Below are 25,721 nucleotides of genomic sequence, written 5' to 3' on the forward strand. Positions count from 1 at the left end.
GCAGGCGGCCGATGATGGCGCTTACGGACGCGCCGGGATGTTCAGGCCGCGTTGCACCGCCGGGCGTTCCAGGCCGCGCTCCAGCCAGGCGCCGACGCGGGGGAAGCTGTCGAACGACACCAGCTCGCGCGCCTCGTAAAAACCAATCAGGTTGCGCACCCAGCCGAGCAGGGAGATATCGGCGATGGTGTAGTCCGCGCCCATGATCCATTCACGGTTTTCCAGCCGGGTTTCCAGCACGCCGAGCAGGCGCTGCGACTCTTTCTGATAGCGCTGCAGCGGGCGCTTGTCTTCGTATTCCCGTCCGGCGAATTTGTGGAAGAAGCCGAGCTGGCCGAACATCGGCCCCACCGCCGCCATCTGGAAGAAGACCCATTGAATGGTTTCAATGCGCTGCACCGGATCCTGCGGCAGAAATTCGCCGCACTTCTCCGCCAGATACAGCAAGATGGCGCCGGATTCGAACAGCGCCAGCGGCTTGCCGTCCGGCCCGGCCGGATCGAGGATCGCCGGGATTTTGCCGTTGGGGTTCAATGACAGAAACTCCGGCGTCCAGGTTTCGTTCTGGCCGATATCAATCAGGTGCGCTTCATAAGGCAGGCCGGTCTCTTCCAGCATAATCGATACTTTGACGCCGTTAGGCGTCGGCAGGGAATAGAGCTGCAGCCGCTCCGGATGCTGCGCCGGCCAGCGGCGGGTGATGGGGAATTCGGTGGCATCAAACATAGTGGTTCCTCACGTTGGACGGGGCACCGGGCAGCGCCCGCAGGGTAGTGCAATCTCTAAGGCTAGCGCAGCGCGCCGTTACAGCGATATGCCAAAATGTGCGGCCAGCGCCTTTTTTCCCGCCGGCGTGATGTGCAGCTGGCGGCTGTCGAGCTGTTTACGCACCCAGCTGCGCCGTTCGAAGGCGGCTAATAGCGCCGCGCCCAGTGCGCCGCCCAGGTGTTCGCGCCGTTCGCTCCAGTCCAGGCAGCCGCAGGCAAAATGGCGACGGGAGGCGGGCGGGGTGCAGTCGACCCCTAACCGTTCCAGCGCGCTGCGCCCCTGCGGCGTCAGCTGATAGTCGTCGCCGCGCAGCCATTCCTGTGCAAACAGCCGGTTGTGCAGCGTGACGGCCACCTCGCCGGCCATATGGTCATAACAGGTGCGGGCCAGCTGCAGCGCCGTCGGCGTGCTGCTCTTCACCACCGGCCGCGGCCCGCCCGCCAGCGCCATCAGCGATTCCAGCGCGGCGGCCACTTCGCCGTCCGCCAGCCGGAAGTAGCGGTAGCGCCCCTGCTTGACGCAGGCGATCAGCCGCTGATCCAGCAGCCGCGCCAGATGGCTGCTGGCGGTTGACGGCGCGATATCGACCGCGCTGCTCAGCTCGGTAGCGGTGTAGGCGCGGCCGTCCATCAGCAGGCACAGCATGCGTGCCCGTGAGCGGTCGGCAATGGCGGCGCCAATCGCCGCCAGCCGCTGGTCGATTTCATCGTGATGCATAGTTCGCTCCATAGCGAAGTGTCGCGGTGAGAATGAGTTTAGGCTGGCGTCAGCTTATCGACAAGGCGCATAGCGCCGGGAGGAACCGATGATCGCGGTAATTTTTGAACTGCACGCGGCCGAAGGCCGGCAGGAGACCTATCTGGCGATGGCGGCGCAGCTGAAGCCGCTGCTGGCGCAGATTGACGGCTTTATTTCCATTGAACGCTTCCAGAGCCTGAGTGAGCCGGACAAGCTGCTGTCGCTCTCTTTCTGGCGCGATGAAGAGGCGGTGCGCCAGTGGCGCAATCTGGAGGCGCACCGGGCTGCGCAGACGCGCGGCCGCGACGGCGTATTGCGCGACTACCGGCTGCGGGTGGCGCAGGTGGTGCGTGATTACGGCGACAGCCAACGCGAACAGGCGCCGGCGGACAGCCGGCAGGCGCACGGCTGATTAGGTCCGCCGTACGGGAGGAAGCGTCTGTCACTGCGCGGCGTGCGGCGTCGCGGTGACGGGCACAGTGAAGGCATCGGCGCGGCAAGAGAAAGCGCAGCGCCGGTGAGTTTCTGTAAACGCCAAAATTTACCGGTATTACTGGCATGTGTGATGACGATTGTTTCTTAATAAACGAAACGACGGCTGCGCATTCGCCGCCGGAGCGGGAAAATACCAGGAGTTGTCTTGGTTTTATTTGGAATATAGCAGCATAAATCCTGTTTTTCGCCGCAGTTGTGGGCAATATCTATACTAAGTTTGCCCGCCGGGTATCATTCGCTTGTGACGATCATTGGACGATGACACAAGGAATGTATCATGATGGCTGCACTGCAGTTTCCCTGTACGATATTTAAAACGCAAAAGCGCATGGACGATTACGGAGCGAGCGATATGCGTTGTGGAGACCTATCCGCATCACAGCTAAAAACGCATTTTCGACTGGCGGACGTTTCCACCACCGTAGACCCGTGGACGCTGACCAGAAAACGCCTTCACCAGGCGCACCCGCGCGCCTACGCGATGGTCAACCGCCTGTCCGCCCCGCAACAGACGCTGACCCGCCGCGAGTGCGCCGCCATACTATTTGATGAGCTGCGCCAGCTGTCGCGGATGTTTGCCCTTTATGGCCCCTACAAGTACCTGATCGGCAAGATGATCGATCACCTGCAGTACGGCAACGGCACACCGTTTGCCAGCCCGCATCTGGACAGGGCGCTAAGGGAGCATATTTTGGGGGATAAAACGGATGACAGTTCGTTATTAAAAATAAAATTTGCTTTAATTGAAAACATTGATTGGAAGAACAGAACCTATCTACCTGCGATTCGAGAAGAGATTACAAAAACTATTCTTGATAGCAAACTGCCAAAATTTGACCGTTTCCAGGATAATTTTAACGGAATGGGGATCACTGTGCATGATACCTGGGCAACCCATATTACCATAAAGTCATTACATATTGAGAAAGACCGCTATCGTGCGTTAATTCATTACCAGGTTCAGGATCACTTTGGATTGGATGATGGTGATATTTCAAAGTTTAAATTTAATCAGTTCCGGTTTTTTCGCATTTGGTTTTTACTGCAACGATATAATCAATTTGGATTTAAGCCTTTTATGACTAACATGAATGCTACAGTGGAAATTGTTGGGAGTGAAGATGAACGTAAAAAATAAAAAAACAAAAAAAATCATTTTAATTATGGGCTGTATTTTTCTCGGTTATATTCTCTGGCTGCTGCTGCGCCCGGTTAAAATCGTGGCGGTTCATGAGGATGGAAATTTTAGCTCCGTTCTGGTCAAAAGCTTTCCGTTTACTACTAGGGGAAAAATAGAGTGGTGGTTGCAGAATAAGGATATGCTAAAAGAGCGCTATGGCATCCCAAAACCGGCGTCCTATGGTAATTTCAGCATCACTTTTTGGCTGTTTGGTGACGGCTATAAAGAGGAAGGTAAGTACGACAGGCGCTGTTTTAGTGATATGAAGACTAAGGTTAATTGTATTGAAAAGGATATCGTTTTAAATGTGCGCAATAGCAAAAATATGGGAGTTGTATTTTTTGCTAATGGAGGAATATACCGAATCGATAAAAACGGTAAGATAACAAAGGTAAATATAGACTAAAGATAGAGCTTAGATTTATCTCACATGGGGCGGTAGGGAGGAAACTATGTCGATAAGGCCTATAGACGTGAGGGGTAAGCGAGTCCTGTTGTTGACCGCTTGTGTTTCAATTGTTTATATCTCCTGGTTGTTTTTGCGCCCAATTTTGATCGTTGCTGTTCATCAAAGGGGTGATTATAGCGATATTTTAGTTAAGAATTTTCCCGCCACCGATAAGGGGAGAATTCAGTGGTGGTTTGAAAATAAGGATAAACTTAAGACGCAGTATAATATCCCGCAACCCGCCTCCTACGGTAGTTTTACCATAACCTTCTGGTTGTTTGGTGATGGCTATCAGGAGGAAGGTAAGTATGATCGCCTGTGCTTCGATGATATGCCAACCAAGAAAAATTGTATTGATAAAAATTTGCTGATGATGGTCAGGTACGCTAAAAACACCGGCCTGTCTTTTCGGCTGGATGGCGGGGTATATCGTATAAAGGGGAATGGTGAAATGATAAAGGAGAAGTATAAATAGATATACTCATCTACTGTACAATGTCTGTAATAGTGGGTTCATTAATTAGGTATATGTAAAATCTAACCGACAAATATCATGGAAGATATCAATGACTGTTATAAATAAAAATAGAAAAACGTTTTTACTACTGGTAGTCGGCGTTCTAACCGTTTATATCGCCTGGTGGTTTTTACGCCCGGTGCAAATCGTGGCAGTACATGAGGATAAACACTTCAGCTCTGTATTGGTTAAAAGCTTTCCGCTTACCACCAGAGGAAAAATAGAGTGGTGGTTGCAGAATAAGGATATGCTAAAAGAGCGTTATGGCATCCCAAAACCGGCGTCCTATGGTAATTTCAGCATCACTTTCTGGCTGTTTGGTGACGGCTATAAAGAAGAAGGTAAGTACGACAGACGCTGTTTTAATGATATGAAGACAAACATTAACTGTATTGAGAAGGATATCGTTTTCTCTGTAAGCAAGAGTAAAAACCTTGGCGTTGTTTTTATTGTGGATCACGGGATATACCGAATCGATAAAAACGGTAAGATAACAAAGGTAAATATAGACTAATGATAAAGACTAGTGCATCACACATGGAGGATTTAGGGAAGGAAATTATGTCGATAAGGTCTTTATGCGTGAGGGGTAAGCGAGTCCTGTTGTTGAGCGCCTGTGTTTCAATTGCTTATATCTCCTGGTTGTTTTTGCGACCAGTGGAGATTGTTGCCGTTCATCAGAGAAACAATTTCAGCGCAGTGTTAGTCAAGAACTTTCCACTTACCGATCAGGGAAAAATATCTTGGTGGATGAAGAATAAAGATATGCTGAAAATGCGCTACGGAATTCCTAAGCCTGCTTCCTACGGTAGTTTTACCATCACATTCTGGCTATTTGGTGATGGTTATAAAGAAGAGGGAAAATATGACAGGTTGTGTTTTGATGATATGGATACAAAATTTAACTGTATTGAAAAGGATGCGGTTTTTTCTGTCAATAACGATAGCCGCAACCGAATACACTTTACGATATATGATGGCGATGGCTACCTGCAGCAATAGAATAATAAGGTGTTGAAGTATATACAACTAGAGAACTTATTTGTTCAGGAGTAATAATGTAATTTACTGATTATTTATTTTTAATTTGTAACGATATTTATAATTGTGCACTGTAAATAGATTAAAGAATGGTTGGAAGTTAATTTAAAAGTGAACTGGCAGAGTAACTGCCAGTTCATATTATTATGGCATAACTTCTACATCAATTAAATCAACGCAAGTCTGTGCTATACTATGATTACCGGCTGTATGCCAATCCCCATTTCTAACACTAATATTACTCAATCCATCAATTGGTAGGCATCGCCAATTGGACGGGGAGCCGGGTACAATACGACCTTGGCTACTGTATCCTCCAAATTGATAGAATAAGGCTTGCTCCCTACCATTTTTAGTGCCAATTGCATGTGGACATAATTCACGGACATACCCTTGATAAGTGGCGATTATTTGCTTTTTATTCAGGATTGCATCTTTAATGATTTCGTACGTAGACATTTACACTCCTTGGTTGAATGTTTTACGTTGAGTCAAAAATGTAACTCTGAATTTTATTTTTGAAAGTGACTTGCTTGGCAAAATTAGCAACAATAAGCATTAAATGAAATCAATTCATTTGTTATTTTTATTAATTATTAAATTTCATTTTGTTTGTTTATTATTTTGTCATGCAGTTTTGCGTGTGATAAGTTTTATTTTTCGATTTTTTATTTTAAAATGTCATTCCCAGCGTTAAGATGATTACGGTTTGTTGCTTGTGAAAAAATTTCTTAATAGCGTGTTTTTAGTTCTTGGTGGTGTATATTATGTTTTTTAATTAATTCAATGCTGATTGAAATGGTGATGATTCATTCTTTGATATTTTTGATCATTTCAATAATAAATGAGTATGTGGTGGGGATAGGTTAATACTATCAATGTGACTGGGGTTTTCTGTATGGGGAACGGTTCTGAAAACTCTTTAATGAATGGTGCGTTACAAGATGAAATGGTCTTTGAAATATGTGCTGATACCAAGATTTCAGTTATTTCTCTAGAAATTTTCAACCTATCTCTAATAGCGAATCTCTACTCTATTTCCCCCTTGTGTCGCACGCGCCATCCCGTCTCACTGACCGCTTGTTGTAAAAATGAGCACAACTATGGGCGATCCCGGCGGCCCGTTGTGGCATAATGCGCGCCAAATCACATTCCCAATTAAGAGCGAGCGTTGTGCTAAGTACTAACAACATCACTATGCAGTTCGGCAGTAAGCCGCTGTTTGAAAACATTTCCGTTAAGTTTGGCGGCGGTAACCGTTACGGTTTGATCGGCGCCAACGGCTGCGGCAAATCCACCTTTATGAAGATCCTCGGCGGCGATCTGGTGCCGAGCGGCGGCAACGTGGCGCTCGACCCGAACGAGCGTCTGGGTAAGCTGCGTCAGGATCAGTTCGCCTTTGAGCAGTACAGCGTGCTCGATACCGTGATCATGGGCCACACCGAGCTGTGGGAAGTGAAAGAAGAGCGCGACCGTATCTATGCGCTGCCGGAAATGAGCGAAGAAGACGGCTATAAAGTGGCCGATCTGGAAGTTGCCTACGGCGAGATGGACGGCTACAGCGCCGAAGCGCGCGCCGGCGAGCTGCTGCTGGGCGTCGGCATTCCGGTGGAACAGCACTACGGCCCGATGAGCGAGATCGCCCCGGGCTGGAAACTGCGCGTGCTGTTGGCGCAGGCGCTGTTCTCCGATCCGGAAATTCTGCTGCTCGACGAACCGACCAACAACCTGGATATCGACACCATCCGCTGGCTGGAGCAGGTGCTGAACGAACGTAACAGCACCATGATCATCATTTCGCACGACCGTCACTTCCTGAACATGGTGTGCACCCATATGGCGGATCTGGACTACGGCGAACTGCGCGTCTACCCGGGCAACTACGACGAATATATGACGGCGGCCACCCAGGCGCGCGAACGTCTGCTGGCGGACAACGCCAAGAAGAAGGCGCAGATTGCCGAGCTGCAGTCGTTCGTCAGCCGCTTCAGCGCCAACGCCTCCAAGTCCAAGCAGGCTACTTCGCGTGCGCGCCAGATCGATAAAATTCAGCTGGATGAGGTTAAAGCCTCCAGCCGCCAGAACCCGTTTATCCGCTTTGAGCAGAACAAGAAGCTGTTCCGCAACGCGCTGGAAGTCGAAGCGCTGAGCAAGGGCTTCGACAACGGTCCGCTGTTCAACAAGCTGAACCTGATGCTGGAAGTCGGCGAGAAGGTCGCGGTGCTGGGTACCAACGGTATCGGTAAAACCACGCTGCTGAAAACGCTGGTGGGCGATCTGCAGCCGGACAGCGGCAGCGTTAAATGGTCGGAAAACGCCAAGATCGGTTACTACGCTCAGGATCACGAATATGAGTTCGATGAGACGCTGACGGTATTCGACTGGATGAGCCAGTGGAAACAGGAAAACGAAGACGAGCAGGCGGTACGCAGCGTGCTCGGCCGTCTGCTGTTCAGCCAGGATGACATCAAGAAGAAAGTGAAGGTGCTGTCCGGTGGTGAGAAGGGGCGCATGCTGTTTGGCAAGCTGATGATGCAGCGTCCTAATATCCTGATTATGGACGAGCCAACCAACCACCTGGATATGGAATCCATCGAATCGCTGAACATGGCGTTGGAAATGTATGAAGGCACGCTGATCTTCGTTTCCCACGACCGTGAGTTCGTCAGCTCGCTGGCGACGCGCATTCTGGAAATCACCCCGAACAAGGTGATCGACTTTACCGGCAACTACGAAGACTATCTGCGTAGCCAGGGTATCGCCTAATCCTCTGACGGATTAACGGCGCGGCGGGCGCAGTATCAGCGTCCGCCGCGCCGCTTCGTTATTTCCCCGCTTTATTCGGCCGCTGCGCCGCACACCTCGCACTGCGGGTTCTTCGGCAGTTTCATTTCGCGGAACTGCATGCTCATGGCGTCAAACATCAGCAGTTTTCCCACCAGCGGCTGCCCGTAGTGGGCCAGCAGTTTAATCGCCTCCATCGCCTGCAGGCTGCCGACGGTGCCGACCAGCGGCGCCATCACCCCGGCTTCCACGCAGGTCAGCGCGTTGTCGCCGAACAGCCGGCTCAGGCAGCGGTAGCAGGGTTCGCCCGGCTGGTAGGTAAATACGCTCAGCTGGCCTTCCATGCGGATAGCCGCGCCGGAAACCAGCGGCGTGCGCTGCGCGTGGCACAGGCGGTTCAGCTGGTCGCGGGTGGTGACATTGTCGGTGCAGTCCAGCACCACGTCGCAGGCGGCGATCAGCGCCGCCATCTGCTGATCGTCCAACTGCCGATCCACGGTGTCGATCGTCACGTGCGGGTTGATCTCCGCCAGCGTTTGCCGGGCGGAGGCCACCTTGCTCATGCCGATGCGCCGATCGCTGTGCAGGATCTGGCGCTGCAGGTTGGAGAGCGCCACGCTGTCGAAATCCACCAGCGTCAGCCGGCCGACGCCGGCGGCGGCCAGATAGGGCGCCGCCGCGCAGCCTAGCCCGCCCAGGCCGACGATCAGCGCGTGGGAGGCTTTCAGCCGCTCCTGCCCGTCGAAGTCGAAACCGCGCAGGACGATCTGGCGGTTGTAGCGCAGGGTTTCGGCATCGGTTAATTCCGGCAGCATGATCAGCTCCTCAGCAGCGCATTAAACGGCTCGATCTCCACCATCTCGCCGGCGGCGACGGAACCGCGCTCACGCTCCAGCACGATAAAGCAGTTGCCCTGGCTAAAGGAGCTGAATACGTGCGAGCCCTGATGGCCGGTGGTGCTGACTTCCAGTTCACCCTGCGCGTTGCTGGCGAACAGGCCGCGCTGAAAGTCGAGGCGGCCCGGGGATTTTTTCAGCGGCGTCAGCGCACGGGCGCGCAGGCGCGGCGGCAGGCGCCATTCGCTGTGGCCGGCCAGTTTGGCCAGCAGCGGCTGCACCAGCTGATAGAAGGTCAGCGCCGCGGAAACCGGATTGCCCGGCAGGCCGCAGAACCAGGCGTTATGCAATTTACCGAAGGCGAACGGTTTGCCCGGCTTGATCGCCAGCTTCCAGAAGCCGACTTCGCCCAGCTCATCGAGCATCTGTTTGGTGTAATCGGCCTCGCCGACGGAGACGCCGCCGCTGCTGATCACCACGTCGGCCTCGCTGTCGGCCCGGTTGAAGGCGGCGCGCAACGCCGCCTGATCGTCGCGGATAATGCCGAGGTCGAGCACGTCACAGCCCAGCTGCTCCAGCATCAGACGCACCGCAAAACGGTTGGTGTCGTAAATCTGGCCGTCCTGCAGCGGCTGGCCGACCGGCTGCAGCTCGTCGCCGGTGGAGAACACCGCCACCTTCAGTTTGCGCATCACGCGCAGTTCGGCAATGCCCAGCGAGGCCAGCAGCGGCAGCTGCGCGGCGCCCAGCTTCACCCCGGCGGGCAGCACGCTGGCGCCCTGACGGATATCTTCGCCCGCCAGGCGGATATTCTGCCCGGCGTGCACCACGGCGTTGAAACGCACGCCGTCATCGGTCACTTCCGCCTGCTCCTGCATAATCACCGCTTCAGCGCCGGCGGGCACCGGCGCGCCGGTCATAATGCGTACGCAGCTATGGGCGGGCCACTCGTCATTAAAGGGGGCGCCGGCGAACGCCTTGCCGGCAACCGGCAGCGGCGCGTTGGCGTTGAGGTCGGCCAGGCGCACCGCATAGCCGTCCATCGCCGAATTGGCGAACGGCGGCACGTTGAGCGGCGAGATCACCGGCGTGGCGGTAATGCGCCCGGCGGCGTCGGTCAGCGCGACGGCTTCGGTGTCGTCGAGCGGCGTGACCCGGCTGAGCATGTTGTCCAGCGCCTGTTCAAGGGAAATCAGATCGGCAGTATGGCAATGGTCCATAAAAAAGAACTCCATAATCAGAAGGCGCGAAAAATTCGGCGAAGTGGGTCTATTATGGCAGATAACCCCTGACGGGAGAATGACCCGGCGGGTCACGCGTGGAGGAGCAAAAAATGCATAAGCAGGTGATAGATTTCTGGTTCGACGAGATAGACCCGGTGATGTGGTTCCGCAAGGACGATGACTTCGATCGCCAGCTGCACCAGCGATTTGCCGCGCTGTGGCATGCGGCGGCGGCGGGGGAGCTGGCCGCCTGGCGTGACGATATCGAAGGCCGGCTGGCGGAGGTGATCGTGCTCGATCAGTTCAGCCGTAACCTGTTCCGCGGCACGCCGCGCTCGTTTTCCTGCGACGGTATGGCGCTGATTCTGGCGCAGGAGGCGATACGCAGCGGCGAGTGCGAACGGTTGACGCCGGTGCAGCGCGGCTTTCTCTATTTGCCGTTTATGCATTCAGAATCGCCGCTGATTCATCAGCAGGCGCTGGCGCTGTACCGTGAGCTCAATAATCCCGAGCAGCTGGATTATGAACTGCGGCACAAGGCGATTATCGACCGCTTTGGCCGTTATCCGCACCGCAATGCTATTTTAGGCCGCCGCAGCACGGCGGAAGAAGAGGAATTCCTGCGTCAGCCCGGCTCGTCATTTTAACGGGGCGACGCGTTAGCAAACCTGCCTTGCCCCGCCTGGCAAACAGCATGCCGTCAGGCGGGCGCATGGCCGATAGCCTCCCCACGCCGCACATGACATCATTCTGATTAATTAACCCGCTGTTTTTATTCCATAAAAAAATATTTATGTGCAAAAGAATCTAATAAAAAGTTAGGCGGCCCGCCTTGGGGATGAAAGGCTTTACATCATCCGCTGCGCTAAATATAGTCAAAAAAGAATAATAATCGTCCCGTCATATCAATGGGATCGGAGCGTTAAGACAGGGTGACAGGCCATGAGCAAACCAGTGATTGCCATTCACGGCGGCGCGGGCGCAATCAGCCGTGCGGCAATGAATGCGGAGAAAGAGCAACAGTATATTCAGGCATTATCGTCCGTGGTGGAGGCCGGGCAGGCGGTGCTGGCCGGCGGCGGCAGCGCGCTGGACGCGGTGACCGAGGCGGTCAGGCTGCTGGAAGAGTGCCCGTTGTTCAACGCCGGCAAGGGCGCGGTGTTCACCCATCAGGGCACCCATGAGCTGGACGCCTGCGTGATGGACGGCCGCGGCTGCGACGCCGGGGCGGTTGCCGGCGTCAGCCGGGTGCGCAACCCGGTGCTGGCGGCGCGCGCGGTGCTGGAGCGGAGTCCGCACGTGATGTTTGCCTGCGAGGGGGCGGAAAAGTTCGCCGCTGCGCACGGTCTGGAAATGGTGGAACCGGATTTCTTTTTTACCCAGGAACGCTTCGATCAACTGCACCGCGCCCAGGCGGAGCACGGACGGGTGCTGCTCGATCATGACGGCGCGGCGGCGCTGCATGACGATCCTATCGATCCCGATCGCAAATTCGGCACCGTTGGCGCGGTGGCGTTGGACGCCGCCGGCAATCTGGCGGCGGCCACCTCGACCGGCGGCATGACCAACAAACAGGCGGGGCGTATCGGCGATACGCCGATCGTCGGCGCCGGCTGTTACGCCAACAATGCGACGGTGGCGGTCTCCACCACCGGCACCGGCGAAACCTTTATGCGCGGCGTGTCGGCCTATGACGTTTCCGCCCTGATGGAGTACGCCGGCCTCAGCCTGCAGCAGGCAACTGACAAAGTGGTGATGGAGAAACTGCTGCAGCTGGGCGGCAGCGGCGGCCTGATCGCCGTCGATCGCCACGGCAATATCGCGCTGCCGTTCAACAGCGAAGGCATGTACCGCGGTTTTGGCTACGTCGGCGATGCGCCCTCGGTGGGCATCTACCGTTAACCGGCCGGGGGCTGCATGAGCGAAAACATTCTTGAACCGGCGTCGGCCGGCAGTCTGGTTCTGCCGCCGCAGCGGGTGCTGGCGGTGCGCGACCTTCGCGTGCGCTTTCACAGCGAAGACGCGGTGGTTGACGCGGTGCGCGGCGTCAGCTTTGACGTCGACCGCGGTGAAACTCTGGCGGTGGTCGGTGAATCCGGCTCCGGCAAGTCAGTCACCTCGCTGGCGCTGATGCGGCTGGTGGAGCAGGGCGGCGGGCAAATCGTCGGCGGCAGCATGATGCTGCGTCGCCGCAGCGGCGAGGTGGTGGATCTGGCGGCCGCACGGTCGCGTACGCTGCGCACCCTGCGCGGCGCCGATATGGCGATGATTTTCCAGGAGCCGATGACCTCGCTGAATCCGGTATTTCCGGTGGGCGAGCAGATCGCCGAAGCGCTGCGCCTGCATCAGGGCATGGATCAGCGCAGCGCGCGGCAGGAAGCGCTGCGCATGCTGGATCTGGTGCGCATTCCCGAAGCGAAAAACGTGCTCGGTCGCTATCCGCACCAGCTGTCCGGCGGCATGCGTCAGCGGGTGATGATCGCCATGGCGCTGTCGTGCAAGCCGGCGCTGCTGATCGCCGATGAGCCGACCACCGCGCTGGACGTCACCATTCAGGCGCAGATCCTGCAGCTGATCCGTCTGCTGCAGCAGGAGATGCAGATGGGGGTGATATTTATCACCCACGATATGGGCGTGGTGGCGGAAATGGCCGACCGCGTGCTGGTGATGCGCCAGGGCGAAGCGGTGGAGCAAAACGCGGTGCGGCCGCTGTTCAGCGCGCCGCAGCAGCCCTATACCCGGGCGCTGCTGGCGGCGGTGCCGAAGCTCGGCGCGATGGCCGGGCGCGACCTGCCGGCCAAATTTCCCCTGCCGGGCGAGGCGGACAGCGATGCGGCGCAGGACAGCGTGCCGCCGGGGAGCGCGCCGATTCTGCAGGTGCAGAATCTGGTCACGCGCTTCGATCTGCGCAGCGGCCTGCTGAACCGGGTTACGCGGCGGGTGCATGCGGTGGAGAACGTCAGCTTCGATCTCCACCCCGGGGAAACGCTGGGGCTGGTGGGGGAGTCCGGCTGCGGCAAATCCACCACCGGCCGCTCGCTGCTGCGCCTGGTGGAGAGCCAGCGCGGCACCATCACCTTTGACGGGCAGAGCGTCAATCAGCTGAAAGGCGCGGCGCTGCAGCACCTGCGGCGCGATATCCAGTTTATTTTTCAGGATCCGTACGCCTCGCTGGATCCGCGCCTGACGGTGGGCTTTTCCATTATGGAGCCGCTGCTGGTGCATAACATCGCCCGCGGCGAGCAGGCGCAGCAGCGGGTGGCCTGGCTGCTGGAGCGGGTGGGGCTGCGGCCGGAGCACGCGCAGCGCTATCCGCATGAGTTCTCCGGCGGCCAGCGCCAGCGTATCTGCATTGCGCGCGCGCTGGCGCTGAACCCGAAGGTGGTGATCGCCGATGAAGCGGTGTCGGCGCTGGACGTCTCCATTCAGGCGCAGATCGTCAATCTGCTGCTCGATCTGCAGCGCGAGTTCGGCATCGCCTTTCTGTTTATTTCCCACGATATGGCGGTGGTGGAGCGCATCTGCCACCGCGTGGCGGTGATGTACCTCGGCCAGATTGTTGAAATCGGCCCGCGGCGGGCGGTGTTCGCCAACCCGCAGCATGCCTATACCCGTAAACTGATGGCGGCGGTGCCGGTGGCCGACCCGCGTCATGTGCAACATCGCCAACCGCTGTTGGCGGACGATATTCCCAGCCCGATCCGCGCGCTGGGGGATGAACCCGTTACCGCACCGCTGGTGGAAGTTGGCCCGGGACACTTTGTCGCGCGCCACCCGATTGCCGGTGCCTATTAGCTCCCAGGAGAAAAGCGACATGACTCAGAAACGTAGTGTATTGGCCGTTGCCGTGCTGCTGGCCGCGGTCGGCAGCAGCCCGGCGTGGGCGGCGAAGGACGCGGTGATCGCCGTGGCGTCCAACTTCACCTCGCTCGACCCTTACGACGCCAACGATACGCTGTCGCAGGCGGTGGCGAAGTCGTTCTATCAGGGGCTGTTCGGCTTTGATAAGGATATGAAGCTGGTCAACGTGCTGGCGGACGGCTATCAGGTCAGCGACGACGGCCTGAGCTACACCATCAAGCTGCATCCGGGGGTGAAGTTCCACGACGGCAGCGACTTTAATGCCGAGGCGGTGAAGGTGAACCTGGATCGCGCCAGCAACCCGGACAGCCACCTGAAACGCTACAACCTGTTCAAAATGATCGACAAGACCGAAGTGGTCGATCCGCTGACGGTGAAGATCGTGCTGAAGACGCCGTTCTCGGCGTTTATCAACAACCTGGCGCACCCGGCGGCGGCGATGATCTCGCCGGCGGCGCTGAAGCAGTACGGCAAACAGATCGGCTTCCATCCGGTGGGCACCGGCCCGTACCAGTTTGAAACCTGGAACCAGACCGACTTCGTCAAGGTGAAGAAATTCGCCGGCTACTGGAAGGCGGGGCAGCCAAAGCTGGACAGCATCACCTGGCGTCCGGTGGTGGACAACAACACCCGCGCGGCGATGCTGCAAACCGGCGAGGCCGACTTCGCGTTCCCGATCCCGTATGAGCAGGCCAAGGTGCTGGAGAAAAACGCCAAGCTGAATCTGGTGGTCGCACCGTCGATCCAGCAGCGTTATATCAGCATGAACGTGACGCAAAAGCCGTTCGATAACCCGAAGGTGCGTCAGGCGCTGAACTATGCCATCAACAAAGAGGCGCTGATCAAGGTGGCCTTTGCCGGCTATGCCGCGCCGGCGCAGGGGCCGCTGCCGCCGACCATCGATTTTGCCGCCCGCTACCAGCCGTGGCCGTATGATCCGGCCAAGGCGCGCGAACTGCTGAAGGAGGCCGGCTATCCGAACGGCTTCAGCACCACGCTGTGGTCGTCCCATAACCACAGCACCGCGCAGAAGGTGCTGCAGTTTACCCAGCAGCAGCTGGCGCAGGTGGGGGTGAAGGTCAAGGTCACCGCGATGGACGCCGGCCAGCGCGCGGCGCAGGTGGAAAGCGTCGGCGTGAAGGACACCGGCGTGCGGATGTTCTATACCGGCTGGTCGGCCTCCACCGGCGAAGCGGACTGGGCGCTGTCGCCGCTGTTCGCCAGCCAGGCGGCGCCGCCGAAGCAGTTCAACACCGCGTTTTACAGCAATCCGCAGGTGGACAAAGACCTGAGCGATGCGCTGGCGACCACCGACCGCAGCAAGAAGCAGGCGCTGTACAAAGACGCGCAGGACCATATCTGGGCCGATGCGCCGTGGATTTTCCTGGCGACCGAGCGCCTGCTGTCGGCCGGCAGCAAGCAGCTGAGCGGGTTCTACGTGATGCCGGACACCTCGTTCAGCTTTGACGACGCCGACCTGAAATAAGCGCGCGGCGCAGGGGAGACGCTGCCCCTGCGCCCTGGAATCTGTGATGCTGAATTATTTTATTAAACGACTGTTGGGGCTGATCCCGACGCTGCTGATCGTCGCGGTGCTGGTGTTTCTGTTCGTGCACCTGCTGCCGGGGGATCCGGCGCGGCTGGCGGCCGGGCCGGACGCCGACGAGGCGGTGGTGCAGCTGGTGCGCCAGGAGCTGGGGCTGGACCGGCCGTTGCCGCAGCAGTTCGCGCACTTTTTTATCAACGCGCTGCAGGGCGACTTCGGCCATTCGATGGTGTCGAAACGGCCGGTGAGTGAGGAGATCGCCACGCGCTTTATGCCGACCTTCTGGCTGACCGTCGCCAGCATGGCGTGGGCGGTGATTTTCGGCATGGCGGTTGGCGTGGTGTCCGCCGTCTGGCGCAACCGCTGGCCGGATCGTCTGGGCATGACGCTGGCGGTGTCCGGCATTTCGTTTCCGGCGTTTGCGCTCGGCATGCTGCTGATGCAGGTCTTTTCCGTCGATCTGGGCTGGCTGCCGACGGTGGGCGCCGACAGCTGGCGGCACTATATTCTGCCGTCGCTGACGCTGGGGGCGGCGGTAGCCGCGGTGATGGCGCGCTTTACCCGCGCCTCGTTCGTCGAGGTGATGCAGGAAGACTATATGCGCACCGCGCGCGCCAAAGGGGTGCGCGAAACCCGCGTGGTGATCAAACACGGGCTGCGCAACGCGATGATCCCGGTGGTGACCATGATGGGGCTGCAGTTTGGCTTTCTGCTGGGCGGTTCGATCGTGGTGGAGAAGGTGTTCAACTGGCCCGGCCTGGGACGGCTGCTGGTGGATTCGGTGGAGATGCGCGACTACCCGGTGATTCAGGCCGAGGTGCTGCTGTTCTCGCTGGAGTTTATTTTGATTAACCTGTTGGTGGATATGCTGTATGCGGCGATTAACCCGGCGATACGTTACCAGTGAGGAGACGGCATGATTAACTGGCGACGCAACGCCGCGCTCAAGGCGATGCCGCGGCTTGAGCCGCAGGCGGTGCGCACTCCCTGGCACGAGTTCTGGCGCCGCTTCCGCCGGCAGCGCGTGGCGCTGATCGCCGGCGCGTTTGTGCTGCTGTTGGTGGCGGCGGCGCTGTTTGCGCCCTGGCTGGCGCCGTACGACGCCGAAAACTATTTCGACTACGACCGGCTGAACGAAGGGCCGTCGCTGGTGCACTGGCTGGGCGTGGATTCGCTGGGGCGCGATATCTTCAGCCGGGTGCTGATCGGCACCCGCATCTCGCTGGCCGCCGGCGTGTTTTCCGTGCTGGTCGGCGGCGCGATCGGCACCCTGCTGGGGCTGCTGGCCGGCTATTACGAAGGCTGGTGGGACCGCATCGTGATGCGCATCAGCGACGTGCTGTTCGCCTTTCCGGGCATTTTGCTGGCGATCGGCGTGGTGGCGGTGATGGGCAGCGGCATGACCAACGTGATCGTGGCGGTGGCGATTTTCAGCATACCGGCGTTTGCCCGGCTGGTACGCGGCAATACGCTGGTGCTGAAGCGGCTGACCTATATCGAATCGGCGCGCAGCATCGGCGCCTCGGATTGGACCATCCTGCTGCGGCATATTCTGCCCGGCACCCTCTCGTCGATCGTGGTCTATTTCACCATGCGTATCGGCACCTCCATCATTACCGCCGCCAGCCTGTCGTTTCTCGGGCTGGGGGCGCAGCCGCCGACGCCGGAGTGGGGCGCAATGCTGAACGAGGCGCGCGCCGATATGGTGATTGCGCCGCACGTGGCGATCTTCCCCAGCCTGGCGATTTTCCTGACCGTGCTGGCGTTTAATCTGTTGGGAGACGGACTGCGCGACGCGCTGGATCCGAAGCTGAAAGGGTAACGCGGCGGGTAAAGCGCCGCCCCGGATGGGGCGGCGGCCGGCGCATCAGCGGAACAGGTGTTCCGCGTGGAAGCGCAGGTGGTCTTCGATAAAGGTGGCGATGGTGAAGTAACTGTGGTCGTAACCCGGCTGGATGCGCAGCGTCAGCGGCCAGTCGCGCTGGCGCGCCAGTTCGGCCAGCTTGGCCGGCTGCAGCTGATCCGCCAGGAACTGATCGTCATCCCCCTGATCGACCAGCACCGGCAGTTTTTCCGCGCCGCTTGCCAGCAGATGGCAGCTGTCGTACTGCAGCCACTGACTTTCGTCGTCGCCCAGATAGGCGCGGAAGGCGCGACGCCCCCACGGCACCTGGCAAGGGTTGACGATCGGCGCAAACGCCGAGGCGGAGCGGTAACGCTGCGGGTTGCGCAGCGCCATGATCAGCGCGCCGTGGCCGCCCATGGAGTGGCCGAAGATCGACTGGCGATCGCTGATGCTGAAGTGCTGACGGATCAGCGCCGGCAGCTCCTCGCTGATGTAGTCGTACATGCGGAAGTGCCGATCCCACGGCGCCTGGGTGGCGTTGAGATAAAATCCGGCGCCCTGACCGAGATCGTAGCCCTCATCGTCCGGCACGTCGTCGCCGCGCGGGCTGGTGTCGGCCATCACCAGCACCAGCCCCAGCTCGGCGGCGATGCGCTGCGCGCCGGCTTTCAGGGTGAAGTTCTCATCGTTGCAGGTCAGCCCCGACAGCCAGTACAGCACCGGCGGCGGGTTGTCATCACGCGGCGGCGGCAGGTAGATGCTGAACGTCATCGGGCAGTCCACAGTCTGCGCCGCATGACGGTAGCGTTGCTGCCAGCCGCCGAACATTCGGTGTTCCTCAAGCAGTTCAAGTGACGTCGTCATAATCATTCGTCTCCCTGCTCAGCGTTTGTCGAAATGCACCACGGTGCGGATCGATTTGCCTTCGTGCATCAGATCGAACGCCTCGTTAATCTGCTCCAGCGGCATGGTGTGGGTGATAAAGTCGTTCAGCGCGAATTCGCCGTCCAGGTAGCGTTGCACGATGCCCGGCAGCTGCGAACGGCCTTTGACGCCGCCGAACGCCGAGCCGCGCCAGACGCGCCCGGTCACCAGCTGGAAGGGACGGGTGGCGATCTCTTCACCGGCGCCGGCCACGCCGATAATCACTGATTCGCCCCAGCCTTTGTGGCAGCACTCCAGCGCGGAGCGCATCACGTTGACGTTGCCGATGCACTCGAAGGAGAAGTCCACGCCGCCGTCGGTCAGCTCGACGATCACTTCCTGAATCGGCTTGTCATAATCCTGCGGGTTGATCAGGTCGGTAGCGCCCAGTTTGCGCGCCAGATCAAATTTGCTGGTGTTGATATCGATGCCGATAATGCGGCCGGCGCCGGCCATCTGCGCGCCGATAATCGCCGACAGGCCGATGCCGCCGAGGCCGAAAATGGCGACGGTATCGCCCGGCTGGACTTTGGCGGTGTTCATCACCGCGCCCATGCCGGTGGTGACGCCGCAGCCCAGCAGGCACACTTCTTCCAGCGGCGCTTCTTTGCTGATTTTCGCCAGCGAGATTTCCGGCACCACGGTGTATTCGGAGAAGGTGGAGGTGCCCATATAGTGGAAGATAGGCTGGCCGTCCTTGAAGAAGCGGGTGGTGCCGTCCGGCATCAGGCCTTTGCCCTGGGTGGTGCGGATCGCCTGGCACAGGTTGGTTTTGCCGGATTTACAGAATTTGCACTCGCCGCATTCCGGCGTGTACAGCGGGATCACATGATCGCCCACGGCGACGCTGGTGACGCCTTCGCCGACCGCTTCCACCACGCCGCCGCCCTCATGGCCGAGGATCGCCGGGAACACGCCTTCCGGATCTTTACCGGACAGCGTGTAGGCGTCGGTATGACAGACGCCGCTGGCGACGATCCGCACCAGCACTTCGCCTTTCTGCGGCGGCATCAGATCGACTTCTTCGATCTTCAGCGGTTGGTTGGGGCCCCAGGCTACGGCCGCGCGGGTTTTGATCATCTCCATCATTGTCTCCTCAGTGATCTCAGGTAAAGGGTTAGGCAGGTTCATGGTCTGTTTGCGGCGTTTCAGCCAGTTCAATAATCAGTTGTTTCAGCGCGCGCACGTTGGGGCTGAAGGCGTCGCGCCGCCACAGCAGCCAGGTGGCGGTGTCGGCGATATCGTCGGGCAGCGTGTGGATCTTCACCCGCTCGTGGCCCGGCAGCAGGCTGAGCACCGAATGCGGGATCATCGCCAGCCCGGCGCCGCTGGCGACGCAGGCCAGCATCGCGTGGTAGGACTGAATCTCCATGACCGGGCCGGGCTGCGCGCCGTCGCGTTTGTACCAGGCCTCCAGCCGCAGCCGGTAGGAGCAGCTGGGGCGGAAGGCGAACAGCGTCTCTCCGCGCGCGTCCTGCGCGCTGTGAATGTCGGCATGATCAAGGCTGGAAATCACCACCATATGTTCGGCGAAGGCGACGCAGCCGTTCAGTTCGTCATGCTGCAGCGGGCCGTCCACCAGCGCCGCCGCCAGGGTGCCGGCGCGCACGCGCTCGGTAATCTCCCCGGAGGTGCCGGTCAGCAGCGACAGGGAAACCTGGGGATAGCGCTGGTGGTAGGCGGCCAGCAGGGCGGGCAGGCGGGTGGCGGCGGTGCTCTCCATCGAACCGAGGGCAAAGGTGCCCGCCGGCTCGCCGGCGTGGGTGATGCTCAGCGCCTCTTCGCTCAGCGCCAGAATGCGGTGGGCGTAACACAGGAAGTTGTGCCCCATCGGCGACAGCCGCAGGCGCTGTTTCTCACGGATAAACAGATCGGCGCCCAGCTCCTGTTCAAGCTGACGCAGGCGGGTGGTCAGGTTCGACGGCACCCGGTGCAGCAGTTCGGCCGCGCGGGCAACGGAGCCGGTTTCGGCGACGCTGCAAAACATACGAAGCTGGGTCAGATCCATGCCATTCTCTTTTCGTAAGCAACTTTGTGATGATTATTCAGTTTTTGTGAGTGTAATGCGGCGGCATGATAGTGGCAACTTTTTTCACTATCGGGACAACGATATGGCACTCAAAACAGCCCTAAGCGGTTTTATCGCTTTAATTGTAGCAATGGGAATCGGCCGCTTCGCGTTTACGCCGCAGGTGCCGCTGATGATTGCCGAACATCAGTTCACGCTGACCAGCGCCGGACTGGTGGCGGCGCTGAACTATCTCGGTTACCTGTGCGGCGCCTATGACGCGATGCGCGCCGGCCGTCACGTGGAGCGCCGCCTGTGGCTCGGCGTATGGGGCGCGGTGGCGCTGACGCTGCTGTCGGCGTGGGCGGACGGCGCGCTGTGGCACGGCGTGCTGCGCTTTATGATCGGTTGGGCCAGCGGCTGGGCGATGGTGCTGGTGGCGGCCTGGACCAACGAACGTCTGGCGCACTACGGCCGTCCGGCGTTGAGCGCGGCGGTGTTTGCCGGCCCCGGCGCCGGGATTTTTATCAGCGGCATGCTGGCGGTGGCCATTCACAGCCTGGCGCTGAGCGCGGCGCAGGCCTGGCTGCTGTACGGCGCGGCGGCGCTGGTGCTGGTCGGCGCTATCAGCCTCAGCCTGCCGCGGGCGGGGGAGCTGCAGCGCGGCGAAGCGCCGGCGGAACCGCTGCGGCTGACGGCGGCGCTGAAGCGGCTGGTATGGAGCTACAGCCTGGCGGGCTTCGGCTATATTCTGCCGGCGACCTTTCTGTCGCAGATGGCCGCCGAGCGCTTTCCCGGCAGCCTGTTCGCCCAGTTTGTCTGGCCGATTTTCGGCGGCGCGGCGGTGCTGGGGATCGGCATCGGCATCCTGACCCGTCATCGGCTGACCACCCAGAACCGGCTGGCGCTGACGCTGTGGGTGCAGGCGCTGGGCGTGCTGTGCGCCGAAGCGCTGCCGGGCGTCAGCGGGCTGCTGCTGGGGGCGCTGTTTACCGGCGGCGGTTTTCTCAGCGTGGTGCAGCTGTCCATTCAGCACGGCCGTGAGCTGGCGCCGAACCACGCCCGCTATATGGCCGGCTTGCTGACCACCGGCTATGCCGTCGGCCAGCTGGCCGGGCCGGTGCTGTCCGCGTTGTCCACCGCGCTGACCCACCGTCTGGAGCCGGCGCTGTTTGTGGCGACGCTGGCTTTGCTGGCGGCCGGGCTGCTGGTGTTCAAGATCCCCGCACGCGCCGCACGACGCCAGCTGGCAGGGGAATAAGCCGGGTGGTTCGGGCGTCTGTGTACAGGGTGATGCGGATTTTTCATCGCTGGTTGAAACACAATCACTGGATAAACGCGTCACTCTCATCTACAGTGGGGCAAAATCTTGATCGGGTTCACGCTCTATTCTCCCTCCTTTCAAGTTGCCGGCGCGTTGGCTGCGCTTCTTATTCCCCGTCGCCTGGCGCGCCAGGCGGCTGAGGGAAGTTTGTTTGCCAGCCGTCAGCATCCCGGAGCCTGGCGGAAAGAGGCCCTGCTGAACCCTTGCAGTTATAAAGAGAGTAGCTCTGAACGTTGGGCGGCCGGCAGGCCGCGCGCGCAAGGGCCACCTGCTGGAGACACATAAATGACGACACTCAGTAAAGAAGCGGCTCTGGTTCATGCAGCGCTGGAGGCACGCGGCCTGGAAACCCCGCTGCGTGGTGAAATGTTGGATCGCGAAACGCGTAAACGGCGTATTCAGGAGCACATGACGGAAATCATGCAGCTGCTGAACCTCGATCTGAGCGATGACAGCCTGGCGGAAACGCCGCACCGCATCGCCAAGATGTATGTCGATGAGATCTTTTCCGGTCTGGATTACGCCAATTTCCCGAAAATCACCGTGATTGAAAACAAAATGAAGGTGGATGAAATGGTGACGGTGCGCGACATCACCCTGACCAGCACCTGCGAACACCATTTTGTCACCATCGACGGGAAGGCCACCGTGGCCTATATCCCGAAAGACGGGGTGATCGGGCTGTCCAAAATCAACCGTATCGTCCAGTTCTTTGCCCAGCGTCCGCAGGTGCAGGAGCGTCTGACCCAGCAGATCCTGATCGCGCTGCAAACGCTGCTCGGCACCAACAACGTGGCGGTATCGATTGACGCGGTGCACTACTGCGTCAAGGCGCGCGGCATTCGCGACGCCACCAGCGCCACCACCACCACCTCGCTGGGCGGGCTGTTCAAGTCCAGCCAGAACACGCGGCAGGAGTTCCTGCGCGCGGTGCGTCACCACCAGTAACGCACGGTAAACCGGCGCGCTCGTTCTGAGGGCGCCGGTCGTTTTTCCCCCTTTTTCCCGCACTTTCTATCCCGCTGCCGTTCTTCTAGCTGCGTCACATTCCTGTCGCCGAAGCGCCCGTTTTTTGCTCACTCCGATCACAAATCCGTCAATGGCGGTTAGCTAAACGAATTTGTCATGTTGTATACAAGTTTGCGTAAATGTTTTCTATTTGTTTCAAAACATCAGGTGAGTCGAATGAAAAATAGAAAAATCAAACTGTTGCTGTTCAGCGCCGCGGCGGTTGCCGTGGCGGCACTGGCGGTCGTCGGCAAAATAGAGAATGAAAACAAGACGTTCCTGTCCGTGGCGACCGCCTCAACCGGGGGAACCTATTACCCGATGGGCGTCGGCCTGGCCAATGTCTGGAGCACCCGCCTGAAACAGGATGGCATTCAGGTGACCGGGCAGTCTTCCGCCGGCTCAATCGAAAATATCGATCTGCTGCAGAAGGACGAAGCCCAGCTGGCCATTCTGCAGAGCCTGCTGGCGGTGGAAGCCTATCAGGGGGTAGGCAACTTCGCCGGACGCGCCTACGGCGATCTGCGCGCTATCTCCATGCTGTGGCCCAACGTCGAGCATTTTGTGATGCTGGAAAGCAAGGTGAAGGACGGCACGCTGAACGATATCGCCGGCAGCCGTTTTTCGGTCGGGCCGCAGGCCAGCGGCACGGAGCAGTCGACGCTGGTGATCCTGCGCGGCGTCAACATGAGTAAGAAAAATATTTCGCCGGAATACCTGGGCTATGGCGACACCGTCTCGGCGATGCGTGACGGTCGGCTCGACGGCGGCGCGCTGCCCGCCGGGGTGCCGGCCGCCGCGGTGACCGATATGTACGCCAGCGGCGTGCCCTCGCGCATCCTGGAGGTGACCGATGAACAGCTGGCCAGCATTAACGCCGTCGCCAACGCCTGGTTCCGCTTTGTGATTGAGGCGGACACCTACCCGCGGCAGAGCAAGGCGGTAGCGACCATTGCCCAGCCCAATATTCTGGTCGCCACGCGCGGCATCGACGACCAGATTGTCTATGACCTGACCAAGGCGATGTTTGAGAACCTGCCGGAAGTGCATCAGGTGCACAGCGCGGCCAAAAATATCTCACTGGAAAATGCCCTGAAAGGGGTGTCCGTGCCCCTGCATCTGGGAGCGTACCGTTATTTCCGCGAAGCCGGGGTCAACATCCCCGCAGAGCTGATCCCACCAGAAGCGCGCGCCGATCGCGCTACGGAGGCGCTATGAATACCACGCCCTTAACGCCGCAGCCGGACACCTCGCTGGATAAAGAGGCGGGCGCCGGCAGCCGTCCGCTGGCCGGACGCTACGCGCTGTTCGCCACCGTGCTGGCGATCGCGATCTCACTGTATGCGGTGTACTCCAACGCGCTGGCCAATACCCAGGAGTTTTATCGCAACACCACCTTCCTGACCGGGATTCTGCTGCTGGGCTTTATTCTGTTCCCGTTCTCCAAAAAGCACGCGACGGCCAAATTTAACCGCTGGGACTACCTGTTTATTGCGCTGACGCTGGTCAGCTACGGCTATTTCTATTTTAACTACCTCGATCTGCACGTGGTGCGCAAAAGCCTGCCCAATACCACCGACTACCTGATGGCGGCGCTGGGCATCGGCGTGCTGTTTGAGGCCGCGCGCCGCACCACCGGCCTGTTTATTCCCAGCCTGGCGACGTTCGCCATTATCTATGCGCTGTTCGGCCAGTATTTTATGGGCATTTTCGGCCACAGCGGCTTTTCGGTCGAACGCCTGCTGTACCGGCTGTTTATGACCAGTGAAGGCATTTTCGGCATCACCCTGTCGACCGCCGCCACTGCAATAGCGGTGTTTATTCTGTTCGGTGCATTTCTCAGCGTCAGCGGTGCGACGCAGTTGTTTAACGATCTGGCGCTGGCGATGGCCGGACGCCGTCGCGGCGGCCCGGCGCAGGTGGCGGTGATCTCTTCGGCGCTGACCGGCTCGCTGAGCGGCAGCGCGGTGGCCAACGTCGCCACCACCGGCACCTTTACCATTCCGTTGATGAAAAGCATCGGTTTGTCGCCTAAGTTTGCCGGCGCGGTCGAGGCCACGGCGTCCACCGGCGGCATGATCATGCCGCCGATTATGGGTGCGGCGGCGTTTATCATGGCCGGTTTCCTCGGTATTTCTTACACCACCATCGTCATTGCCGCCATCGTGCCGGCGCTGCTCTACTACGCGGCGCTGATTATCGCCATCGATCTGGAGGCCAAAAAGCAGGGGCTGAAGGGCATCAGCAAGGAGAATATCCCGCAGGTCAAGGCGGTGCTGAAGGCGCGCGGGCTGCTGCTGCTGCCGCTGTTTATCGTTATTGGCGCTCTGCTGCTGGGTAAAACGCCGATTTACGCCGGCTTTCTGGGGATTGTCGCCATCATCGTCGCCAGCTGGCTGACGCCGGACAGCGCGGTGCGCATGACGCCGCGGAAAATTGCCGAGGCGCTGAATGAGGCGGCCCGCGGCTCGATTCAGGTGACGATCGCCTGTGCGGCGATCGGGGTGATTATCTGCGTGGTGACCATGACCGGCATCGGCTCGACGCTGGCGTTTAATATCGTGTCGATGACCGACAATACGCTGTGGATGATCCTGCTGGTGGTGATGCTGGTGTGCATCGTGCTGAGCATGGGGCTGCCTTCCACCGCGCTGTATATCGTGGTGGCGGTGACGGTATCGCCGATTCTGATCAAGGCCGGCGTGATGCCGCTGGCGGCGCACTTCTTTGTGTTCTGGTTTGGCGCGCTGTCCAATATCACGCCGCCGGTGGCGCTGGCCAGCTACACCGCCGCCAGCATTGCCCGCGCCGACCCGATGCAAACCTCGTGGGAAGCGGTGCGGCTGGCGCTGCCCGGTTTTATCATCCCGTTTATTCTGGTGTACAACCCGATGCTGCTGATGCAGGGGGAGGCGGTGAACGTGCTGTCGGTGATCCATATGGTGGCCACCGCGCTGGTGGGCATCTATGCGCTCTCCATTGCCAGCGCCAACTTCTGGCTGATGAAGGCCCACTGGCTGGAGCGCGTACTGTTCACCTGCGCCGCCATTTTGCTGATTAAGCCGGGAATGATGACCGATCTGGGCGGGCTGGCGCTGATTATTACCGCCGGCACGATACACCTGCTGCGTTTCAGACAGCGCGCGGCCGCGCCGGGGGAGTCGGCATGAAAAA

General features: G+C 59.2%; 25 protein-coding genes. 17 read left to right on the top strand and 8 right to left on the bottom strand.

Annotated features, from left to right (window positions below):
* Positions 1–21: 21 nt before the first annotated feature.
* Both I6G83_RS14275 and I6G83_RS14280 read right to left on the bottom strand, forming a co-directional pair.
* Positions 22–726, bottom strand: coding sequence for a glutathione S-transferase N-terminal domain-containing protein (locus I6G83_RS14275; protein ID WP_054306826.1), 705 nt, complete (start codon positions 724–726; stop codon positions 22–24).
* Positions 727–804: 78 nt separating this feature from the next.
* Positions 805–1,485, bottom strand: a complete 681-nt coding sequence (locus I6G83_RS14280) for an ArsR/SmtB family transcription factor (protein ID WP_015671600.1) — start codon at positions 1,483–1,485, stop codon at positions 805–807.
* An 88-nt stretch (positions 1,486–1,573) separates the two neighbouring features.
* On the opposite strand from I6G83_RS14280, the gene I6G83_RS14285 reads away from it, so the two are divergent.
* From I6G83_RS14285 to I6G83_RS14310, 6 genes are all read left to right on the top strand, one after another.
* A complete protein-coding gene (locus I6G83_RS14285; protein ID WP_054306827.1) occupies positions 1,574–1,918 on the top strand; it encodes an antibiotic biosynthesis monooxygenase family protein in 345 nt (114 codons plus the stop codon).
* Positions 1,919–2,281: 363 nt separating this feature from the next.
* On the top strand, positions 2,282–3,139 hold the full coding sequence (locus tag I6G83_RS14290) for a YPO3983 family protein (protein WP_054306828.1): 858 nt from the start codon (positions 2,282–2,284) through the stop codon (positions 3,137–3,139).
* Positions 3,123–3,587 (top strand): DUF943 family protein, encoded by a 465-nt coding sequence (locus I6G83_RS14295; RefSeq protein WP_062779010.1) that lies wholly within the window; start codon positions 3,123–3,125, stop codon positions 3,585–3,587. Before I6G83_RS14290 ends, I6G83_RS14295 begins: the two co-directional genes overlap by 17 nt.
* A 46-nt stretch (positions 3,588–3,633) precedes the next feature.
* The gene (locus tag I6G83_RS14300) at positions 3,634–4,104 is read left to right on the top strand and encodes a DUF943 family protein (protein ID WP_082394712.1); all 471 of its coding nucleotides are present in this window, start codon (positions 3,634–3,636) and stop codon (positions 4,102–4,104) included.
* A 91-nt stretch (positions 4,105–4,195) separates the two neighbouring features.
* On the top strand, positions 4,196–4,660 hold the full coding sequence (locus I6G83_RS14305) for a DUF943 family protein (protein ID WP_062779007.1): 465 nt from the start codon (positions 4,196–4,198) through the stop codon (positions 4,658–4,660).
* A 47-nt stretch (positions 4,661–4,707) separates the two neighbouring features.
* A complete protein-coding gene (locus tag I6G83_RS14310; RefSeq protein WP_054306358.1) occupies positions 4,708–5,148 on the top strand; it encodes a DUF943 family protein in 441 nt (146 codons plus the stop codon).
* A gap of 183 nt (positions 5,149–5,331) precedes the next feature.
* Here I6G83_RS14310 and I6G83_RS14315 read toward each other — a convergent pair whose 3' ends face one another.
* The gene (locus I6G83_RS14315; RefSeq protein ID WP_072186122.1) at positions 5,332–5,646 is read right to left on the bottom strand and encodes a hypothetical protein; all 315 of its coding nucleotides are present in this window, start codon (positions 5,644–5,646) and stop codon (positions 5,332–5,334) included.
* Positions 5,647–6,321: 675 nt separating this feature from the next.
* On the opposite strand from I6G83_RS14315, the gene I6G83_RS14320 reads away from it, so the two are divergent.
* On the top strand, positions 6,322–7,953 hold the full coding sequence (locus I6G83_RS14320; protein ID WP_225365467.1) for an ABC-F family ATPase: 1,632 nt from the start codon (positions 6,322–6,324) through the stop codon (positions 7,951–7,953).
* 71 nt (positions 7,954–8,024) lie between these two features.
* Here I6G83_RS14320 and moeB read toward each other — a convergent pair whose 3' ends face one another.
* Positions 8,025–8,786: a molybdopterin-synthase adenylyltransferase MoeB gene (gene moeB, locus I6G83_RS14325; RefSeq protein WP_054306350.1), complete on the bottom strand. Its 762-nt coding sequence runs from the start codon at positions 8,784–8,786 to the stop codon at positions 8,025–8,027.
* A gap of 2 nt (positions 8,787–8,788) precedes the next feature.
* Entirely contained in the window at positions 8,789–10,027 is a 1,239-nt protein-coding gene (moeA, locus tag I6G83_RS14330) for a molybdopterin molybdotransferase MoeA (protein ID WP_054306351.1), read from the bottom strand.
* 113 nt (positions 10,028–10,140) lie between these two features.
* On the opposite strand from moeA, the gene I6G83_RS14335 reads away from it, so the two are divergent.
* The 6 genes from I6G83_RS14335 (at position 10,141) to gsiD (ending at position 17,259) form a co-directional block, all read left to right on the top strand.
* Positions 10,141–10,677, top strand: coding sequence for a DUF924 family protein (locus I6G83_RS14335; protein WP_054306352.1), 537 nt, complete (start codon positions 10,141–10,143; stop codon positions 10,675–10,677).
* A 295-nt stretch (positions 10,678–10,972) separates the two neighbouring features.
* The gene (locus I6G83_RS14340; RefSeq protein ID WP_054306353.1) at positions 10,973–11,932 is read left to right on the top strand and encodes an isoaspartyl peptidase/L-asparaginase family protein; all 960 of its coding nucleotides are present in this window, start codon (positions 10,973–10,975) and stop codon (positions 11,930–11,932) included.
* A gap of 15 nt (positions 11,933–11,947) precedes the next feature.
* Positions 11,948–13,825: a dipeptide ABC transporter ATP-binding protein gene (locus I6G83_RS14345; RefSeq protein WP_054306354.1), complete on the top strand. Its 1,878-nt coding sequence runs from the start codon at positions 11,948–11,950 to the stop codon at positions 13,823–13,825.
* 19 nt (positions 13,826–13,844) lie between these two features.
* Positions 13,845–15,377 carry a glutathione ABC transporter substrate-binding protein GsiB gene (gene gsiB / locus I6G83_RS14350; RefSeq protein WP_015671615.1) on the top strand — a complete coding sequence of 511 codons (1,533 nt, stop codon included), beginning with the start codon at positions 13,845–13,847 and terminating at the stop codon, positions 15,375–15,377.
* Positions 15,378–15,423: 46 nt separating this feature from the next.
* The gene (gene gsiC / locus I6G83_RS14355; RefSeq protein WP_054306355.1) at positions 15,424–16,344 is read left to right on the top strand and encodes a glutathione ABC transporter permease GsiC; all 921 of its coding nucleotides are present in this window, start codon (positions 15,424–15,426) and stop codon (positions 16,342–16,344) included.
* Between the two features lie 9 nt (positions 16,345–16,353).
* Positions 16,354–17,259, top strand: a complete 906-nt coding sequence (gene gsiD / locus I6G83_RS14360) for a glutathione ABC transporter permease GsiD (RefSeq protein ID WP_054306356.1) — start codon at positions 16,354–16,356, stop codon at positions 17,257–17,259.
* Between the two features lie 45 nt (positions 17,260–17,304).
* Here the strand turns inward: gsiD and fghA are convergent, their stop codons facing one another.
* The 3 genes from fghA to ptrR are packed head-to-tail and all read right to left on the bottom strand — an operon-like array spanning position 17,305 to position 20,215.
* Positions 17,305–18,147 (bottom strand): S-formylglutathione hydrolase, encoded by an 843-nt coding sequence (fghA, locus tag I6G83_RS14365; protein WP_015671618.1) that lies wholly within the window; start codon positions 18,145–18,147, stop codon positions 17,305–17,307.
* An 18-nt stretch (positions 18,148–18,165) separates the two neighbouring features.
* Positions 18,166–19,293 (bottom strand): S-(hydroxymethyl)glutathione dehydrogenase/class III alcohol dehydrogenase, encoded by a 1,128-nt coding sequence (locus I6G83_RS14370; RefSeq protein ID WP_015671619.1) that lies wholly within the window; start codon positions 19,291–19,293, stop codon positions 18,166–18,168.
* A 31-nt stretch (positions 19,294–19,324) separates the two neighbouring features.
* A complete protein-coding gene (gene ptrR, locus I6G83_RS14375; protein ID WP_054306357.1) occupies positions 19,325–20,215 on the bottom strand; it encodes a putrescine utilization regulator PtrR in 891 nt (296 codons plus the stop codon).
* A gap of 103 nt (positions 20,216–20,318) precedes the next feature.
* Between ptrR and I6G83_RS14380 the strand changes: the two genes are divergently transcribed.
* The 4 genes from I6G83_RS14380 (at position 20,319) to I6G83_RS14395 (ending at position 25,717) form a co-directional block, all read left to right on the top strand.
* Positions 20,319–21,476, top strand: coding sequence for a YbfB/YjiJ family MFS transporter (locus tag I6G83_RS14380; RefSeq protein ID WP_054306359.1), 1,158 nt, complete (start codon positions 20,319–20,321; stop codon positions 21,474–21,476).
* Positions 21,477–21,824: 348 nt separating this feature from the next.
* Positions 21,825–22,487, top strand: a complete 663-nt coding sequence (gene folE / locus I6G83_RS14385) for a GTP cyclohydrolase I FolE (protein WP_015671622.1) — start codon at positions 21,825–21,827, stop codon at positions 22,485–22,487.
* Between the two features lie 237 nt (positions 22,488–22,724).
* On the top strand, positions 22,725–23,765 hold the full coding sequence (locus I6G83_RS14390) for a TAXI family TRAP transporter solute-binding subunit (RefSeq protein WP_054307964.1): 1,041 nt from the start codon (positions 22,725–22,727) through the stop codon (positions 23,763–23,765).
* Positions 23,762–25,717 (top strand): TRAP transporter permease, encoded by a 1,956-nt coding sequence (locus I6G83_RS14395; RefSeq protein ID WP_062779001.1) that lies wholly within the window; start codon positions 23,762–23,764, stop codon positions 25,715–25,717. Before I6G83_RS14390 ends, I6G83_RS14395 begins: the two co-directional genes overlap by 4 nt.
* Positions 25,718–25,721: the final 4 nt, after the last annotated feature.

This window comes from Serratia rubidaea, assembly GCF_016026735.1.
GTDB classification, from domain to species: Bacteria; Pseudomonadota; Gammaproteobacteria; order Enterobacterales; family Enterobacteriaceae; genus Serratia_B; species Serratia_B rubidaea.

What these genes read in the sequence shown, in the direction of transcription:
- I6G83_RS14275 (WP_054306826.1), bottom strand. Translation starts at nt 726, where the DNA reads ATGTTTGATGCCACCGAATTCCCCATCACCCGCCGCTGGCCGGCGCAG.
- I6G83_RS14280 (WP_015671600.1), bottom strand. Translation starts at nt 1,485, where the DNA reads ATGCATCACGATGAAATCGACCAGCGGCTGGCGGCGATTGGCGCCGCC.
- I6G83_RS14285 (WP_054306827.1), top strand. Translation starts at nt 1,574, where the DNA reads ATGATCGCGGTAATTTTTGAACTGCACGCGGCCGAAGGCCGGCAGGAG.
- I6G83_RS14290 (WP_054306828.1), top strand. Translation starts at nt 2,282, where the DNA reads ATGGCTGCACTGCAGTTTCCCTGTACGATATTTAAAACGCAAAAGCGC.
- I6G83_RS14295 (WP_062779010.1), top strand. Translation starts at nt 3,123, where the DNA reads ATGAACGTAAAAAATAAAAAAACAAAAAAAATCATTTTAATTATGGGC.
- I6G83_RS14300 (WP_082394712.1), top strand. Translation starts at nt 3,634, where the DNA reads ATGTCGATAAGGCCTATAGACGTGAGGGGTAAGCGAGTCCTGTTGTTG.
- I6G83_RS14305 (WP_062779007.1), top strand. Translation starts at nt 4,196, where the DNA reads ATGACTGTTATAAATAAAAATAGAAAAACGTTTTTACTACTGGTAGTC.
- I6G83_RS14310 (WP_054306358.1), top strand. Translation starts at nt 4,708, where the DNA reads ATGTCGATAAGGTCTTTATGCGTGAGGGGTAAGCGAGTCCTGTTGTTG.
- I6G83_RS14315 (WP_072186122.1), bottom strand. Translation starts at nt 5,646, where the DNA reads ATGTCTACGTACGAAATCATTAAAGATGCAATCCTGAATAAAAAGCAA.
- I6G83_RS14320 (WP_225365467.1), top strand. Translation starts at nt 6,322, where the DNA reads ATGCGCGCCAAATCACATTCCCAATTAAGAGCGAGCGTTGTGCTAAGT.
- moeB (WP_054306350.1), bottom strand. Translation starts at nt 8,786, where the DNA reads ATGCTGCCGGAATTAACCGATGCCGAAACCCTGCGCTACAACCGCCAG.
- moeA (WP_054306351.1), bottom strand. Translation starts at nt 10,027, where the DNA reads ATGGACCATTGCCATACTGCCGATCTGATTTCCCTTGAACAGGCGCTG.
- I6G83_RS14335 (WP_054306352.1), top strand. Translation starts at nt 10,141, where the DNA reads ATGCATAAGCAGGTGATAGATTTCTGGTTCGACGAGATAGACCCGGTG.
- I6G83_RS14340 (WP_054306353.1), top strand. Translation starts at nt 10,973, where the DNA reads ATGAGCAAACCAGTGATTGCCATTCACGGCGGCGCGGGCGCAATCAGC.
- I6G83_RS14345 (WP_054306354.1), top strand. Translation starts at nt 11,948, where the DNA reads ATGAGCGAAAACATTCTTGAACCGGCGTCGGCCGGCAGTCTGGTTCTG.
- gsiB (WP_015671615.1), top strand. Translation starts at nt 13,845, where the DNA reads ATGACTCAGAAACGTAGTGTATTGGCCGTTGCCGTGCTGCTGGCCGCG.
- gsiC (WP_054306355.1), top strand. Translation starts at nt 15,424, where the DNA reads ATGCTGAATTATTTTATTAAACGACTGTTGGGGCTGATCCCGACGCTG.
- gsiD (WP_054306356.1), top strand. Translation starts at nt 16,354, where the DNA reads ATGATTAACTGGCGACGCAACGCCGCGCTCAAGGCGATGCCGCGGCTT.
- fghA (WP_015671618.1), bottom strand. Translation starts at nt 18,147, where the DNA reads ATGACGACGTCACTTGAACTGCTTGAGGAACACCGAATGTTCGGCGGC.
- I6G83_RS14370 (WP_015671619.1), bottom strand. Translation starts at nt 19,293, where the DNA reads ATGGAGATGATCAAAACCCGCGCGGCCGTAGCCTGGGGCCCCAACCAA.
- ptrR (WP_054306357.1), bottom strand. Translation starts at nt 20,215, where the DNA reads ATGGATCTGACCCAGCTTCGTATGTTTTGCAGCGTCGCCGAAACCGGC.
- I6G83_RS14380 (WP_054306359.1), top strand. Translation starts at nt 20,319, where the DNA reads ATGGCACTCAAAACAGCCCTAAGCGGTTTTATCGCTTTAATTGTAGCA.
- folE (WP_015671622.1), top strand. Translation starts at nt 21,825, where the DNA reads ATGACGACACTCAGTAAAGAAGCGGCTCTGGTTCATGCAGCGCTGGAG.
- I6G83_RS14390 (WP_054307964.1), top strand. Translation starts at nt 22,725, where the DNA reads ATGAAAAATAGAAAAATCAAACTGTTGCTGTTCAGCGCCGCGGCGGTT.
- I6G83_RS14395 (WP_062779001.1), top strand. Translation starts at nt 23,762, where the DNA reads ATGAATACCACGCCCTTAACGCCGCAGCCGGACACCTCGCTGGATAAA.